This is a genomic window from Mycobacterium sp., assembly GCF_040509115.1.
Taxonomy (GTDB): Bacteria; Actinomycetota; Actinomycetes; order Mycobacteriales; family Mycobacteriaceae; genus Mycobacterium.
Map to the genome: position 1 here is coordinate 1 of NZ_JBEVLO010000068.1, position 4,058 is coordinate 4,058.

A 4,058-nucleotide genomic window follows, 5' to 3' on the forward strand; every position below is an offset into this window, starting at 1 on the left:
CGACAGCGTCACGTCCGCTGCGCCGAGCTGGGACTCCAGATGCGCCATCGTGCGCGGACCGATGATCGGCGACGTCACCGCGGGATGCTGCAGGACGAATGCCAACGCCAGGTGGATCAGCGAGATGCCGGCCTCGTCGGCCAGCGCGCCCAGGGCGTCGGCGGCGTCGAGCTTGCGCGCATTGTCCGGGTTCTCCAGGCTGTAGCGGGCTGGCATTCGACTGCGGCGCTTGGACTCCGGCAGCTCCTTACCCTTGCGGTACCCACCGGTCAGCCAACCTCCCGCCAGCGGACTCCACGGCAGCACGCCCATCCCGAACTCCTGCGCCACCGGCAGCACGTCCGCTTCAATGCCGCGGACCAGCAGCGAGTACGGCGGCTGTTCGGTGACGAAGCGGCCCAACGTCCGTCGCTCGCTGACCCACTGCGCCTGCACCATCTCGTGCGCGGGGAAGGTCGTCGACCCGAAGGCGCGGATCTTGCCCTGGCGCTGGAGGTCGGTCAGCGCCGACAGCGTCTCCTCGACGTCGGTGTCCTGCTCGGGGCGGTGCACCTGGTAGAGGTCGATCCAGTCGGTGTTCAGCCGGCGAAGGCTGTTCTCGACCTCGCGGATGATCCAGCGCCGTGAGTTGCCGCGCTGGTTGGGGTCGCCCGTCGTGCCCATCGGTGCGTCGGCGGGAATGCCCATCGGGAAGTGGAACTTGGTGGCCAGGACGACGTCGTCGCGTTTGCCGTTGGCCAGGGCCTTGCCGACGATGACCTCCGACTCGCCCTGGGAGTACACGTCGGCGGTGTCGATGAAGTTGATGCCCGCATGCAGCGCGGCGTGGATGACCTTGACCGACGCGTCGTGGTCCGGCTCACCCCAGGCACCAAACATCATGGCCCCAAGACACAGCGGGCTCACTTGCATTCCGGTTCGGCCGAGGGGGCGGTAGTCCATGGGTTCGATGCTAGGCCCGGTTCCTGGGTGCCCGGCCTCGGCCCCGCGGCGGCTCCATCCGCCCAGCGGCGGCGACGGATCCAGGGCTAGGGCGTATTGGGGGAGCCGGGGAAGGTCATCGAGGTGTCACCGTTGGGCGTCACGGGGTTCGGGATGTTCGCCGGACCCCACTCCTGAGACGCCGACTCGTCGTCACCCCACGCGCCGCCGGCGCACATCGGATGCCGCCAACCGAACATGTCGCAGCCCGGGTCATTGGTCGTGGCAAACGAGCCCGTCCCGACGGGCGCCGCGTTCGCCGGAACAGCCGCCCCCAGCGCCGCCGCTCCGACGAATCCCGCCGCGGCCACCGCCTTGCACAGCATGGTGTGCCATCCCCTGGTCGTCATGCTCCGACGATAGAGAAGCCCAGCCGCGTAGGGGCGCGATTGAGGACCTGAATCACGGATGCGATTGCTGATCAACGAGTTTCGTCGCATGGGTCAATATCGGGACGTCACCGCTCGCCCGCGCGACGAGCGGTGGCGACGAGCGGTGGCGTGCGGCGACCGGGGAGTGGGTACGTCGTGACAGTGGAGCGTGACGAGCTACGAGTGCGTTACCGCCAACTGGTGCGACACGAGCTGCCCGAGCTCGGAAGGACCGGCGGGTGGGTCGTTCGCGGTCCTCGACCCCGGCCACTTGTCACCGTCCCGGCGTAGCGTCCGCGCCATGAACGATGGACGTCGGCGTCGCAACGCCAAACAAGCCCGGCGACATACGAAATGCAGCGCGAAGCGCCAACACTCGAACCTCGAACCGGGGTCCCTGCAGCAGCTCGTACGTACCTCGTTGGCCAAACACCCGGTACATCTGCTCGACGTGGCTGCTTACCCGATCGCGCGGGCGACACCCGATCGGCATGCCTTTCTGAAGGCGGAGTGCGAGGAGCCGCTGCGGCTGGGAGACGTGGTGGCCGCCCTCGCGGATGATCCTTGCCGCGAGATCACCGCGCTGCTATCCGTGCTAGCCGAATTACTGGTGGAGGACGAGGAGGTTCGTGCCCAGTGCCACCAGGCCCTTGCCACGCGGGCCGACCGCCTACCGACGTGGATTGCCGAACTCTCGCGCGTTCACGTTCACCGGGCAGTGCGACGTGCTCTCGTACTCGGCGACGGCGATGAAATCCTGGTGGGCGCTCGCTTGGCCGGTGGCGCCGAACTGACCATCGCGACGTACGTCGACCACAACGAGTTGTCGTCGCTCCAGGAGATCTCGGTATTTGGCTGTTCAATTGCCGAAGTCCTCGCCGAGGTAGACACGAACATGGACCCCGACACCGCTTACCTCGACATGAGCCTTGCCGACGCTCGCGCCTGGATCGAGCAGGGCCTCGGCAAGGCAGACTTCCTCCCTCACCCAGACGCGTGGAGGTGGTCGTTACCCATCGTCAAATGGCTCGTCAAGCGCATGCCCGACGGCGGCGTCGGACGTCAGGGTCCCGACTTCGACGACGACGCCCTGCCGCAACTGCTGGCCGACTTCTTCGCCTCCGCGGCGGGCGCGCCCTTCCGCGACCCCGACTACGAGCACCTTCTCGTCGAGCTGTTCGACTCGGGCAGCCGCGATCCGCGCCTGTGGAGCGCGACGCGCGTCGAAGGGCTGCTTCGGAGTACCGACACCGGCGAAGCCTTCCCGCTCGAGATCGCGTTGGACGTGCCTGCGGTATTGAGGGCCTTCGTTCCGTTCGCGCACGCGCAGAACGAAGTTCGTGCTGAACACACCGATCGGACGCTAGCGGCCATCGACGACATGAGTCGCACCTACAAGCAGAACCTCTTGAAGGAGGCGACCTCAATGTACGAGGAAGACGAGCCGGGACCGCCACCGTGGTGGGGGGATCGCAACCAAGCGTCGTAATTGGCGTGCCGTAGGCCGGCGCCTGTCACTGTGCATATCGAATCGAATTCTTGTGCAGCATGTTCGGTGACCACACGTCGCGTGCGTACCTCAGGGCCGCGCTAGCCCTCGACCCCCGGTTGCTGACTCCACACTGCGATCTCTCCCCCCGGCATGCTCACCACCAGCGCTCCATTGGGACCGGAGACGTTCCATGCTTCATAGTCGGGGTCCGGCCCGACGCGCAGACGAGCGCCTCCCTGGAACGTCACCCGAAGGGCTCCACCGGCATCTACGTCAGCATCGACGACGGCGCGACCGACCAACCCATGTATTGGGCCGAACCCGTCCTCGGAGTCCTCCTCCGGGGACAACAGCGTGTTCTCACCATCGATTTCGAGGGTGAACGGCGACGAGATCGAAATGAAGTAGACGTCCGACAATTGCAGCACCAGGGTGTACTCGAGCTCCATCGATTGAAGGCACTTTCCGCTGAGCCCTAGATCCGTCATGGCCAGCCTTTCGGTAGTGGGTATGAACCATCGGGATTGCGGGGGATATGCGAATCAGCCCTTGGGCCCGGGGCTTGACCCGTTTAATAATTGCTGGATCCCCTCGATAAAGGCCGTCTATGTGAACGGTGGCCGGATCTTGCACCTGCGATCGCACGGCACGCTTGAACTCATCGAAACCCGTCTTCCCGCGCGGTTCGCTCACCCCGAAATCAGCAGCGCTGCCGGCCGGGCTCACGGAATGGGGCGGCGCGGCCGCTGGTGCACGCGTGCTCGCCCCGCTCGTCGGCGTGGCGGACCGGGAGGAGTTCTTCCAGCTGACGAACCGACTGCACGCAGCGCTGACGGCCCTTCGGTCGTTGCAGCGCAAGCACGGTATCGGTGAACGCATCCAAGCTTTCATCAATCTGTCGCCGGATACGGACACTGTAGCCGGATACGAACAATCGGCAGCGCCCTGTCGGTCAACCAATCAACTCGAACCGCGGCAACGCCCCGACGATCCGTACTTCACCCCAATCGCCCTCGGCCACCATGGCATCTCCGTCGATATGGAGGACGTCGACGTTGCCGAGGTCGATCTCCCCGGACGCATCCGTGAAGTGGTGGTCACTCCGCCTCACCCATTCGACCCGCGTGACGCCGTCGAAGACGAGAATCCCTCTGGCGTAGCAATAATTCTCGCCGGGTAACGGGTCGTGATACGCGGGATCCTGTGGCGTCAGC

General features: G+C 65.7%; 5 protein-coding genes and 1 pseudogene. 1 reads left to right on the top strand and 5 read right to left on the bottom strand.

What is annotated here, in order from left to right; translation table 11 throughout:
- Together ABW137_RS05045 and ABW137_RS05050 are read right to left on the bottom strand one after the other, a co-directional pair.
- The coding region (locus ABW137_RS05045) for an aldo/keto reductase (RefSeq protein WP_526397517.1) at positions 1-942 on the bottom strand (942 nt) is incomplete at its 3' end.
- Between the two features lie 86 nt (positions 943-1,028).
- Positions 1,029-1,331, bottom strand: a complete 303-nt coding sequence (locus tag ABW137_RS05050) for a hypothetical protein (protein WP_526397519.1) — start codon at positions 1,329-1,331, stop codon at positions 1,029-1,031.
- A 472-nt stretch (positions 1,332-1,803) separates the two neighbouring features.
- Here ABW137_RS05050 and ABW137_RS05055 point away from each other — a divergent pair, with 472 nt between their 5' ends.
- Positions 1,804-2,841 (top strand): hypothetical protein, encoded by a 1,038-nt coding sequence (locus ABW137_RS05055; protein WP_526397521.1) that lies wholly within the window; start codon positions 1,804-1,806, stop codon positions 2,839-2,841.
- 101 nt (positions 2,842-2,942) lie between these two features.
- On the opposite strand, the gene ABW137_RS05060 is transcribed toward ABW137_RS05055, so the two are convergent.
- The 3 genes and pseudogenes from ABW137_RS05060 to ABW137_RS05070 form a co-directional block, all read right to left on the bottom strand.
- Positions 2,943-3,332 carry a DUF6188 family protein gene (locus ABW137_RS05060; RefSeq protein ID WP_526397523.1) on the bottom strand — a complete coding sequence of 130 codons (390 nt, stop codon included), beginning with the start codon at positions 3,330-3,332 and terminating at the stop codon, positions 2,943-2,945.
- A gap of 88 nt (positions 3,333-3,420) precedes the next feature.
- A pseudogene (locus ABW137_RS05065) lies at positions 3,421-3,735 on the bottom strand (colicin D domain-containing protein); the annotation flags it as partial.
- Positions 3,736-3,796: 61 nt separating this feature from the next.
- Positions 3,797-4,058, bottom strand: a 262-nt coding sequence (locus tag ABW137_RS05070) for a hypothetical protein (RefSeq protein ID WP_526397525.1), incomplete at its 5' end; no start/stop codon positions are given.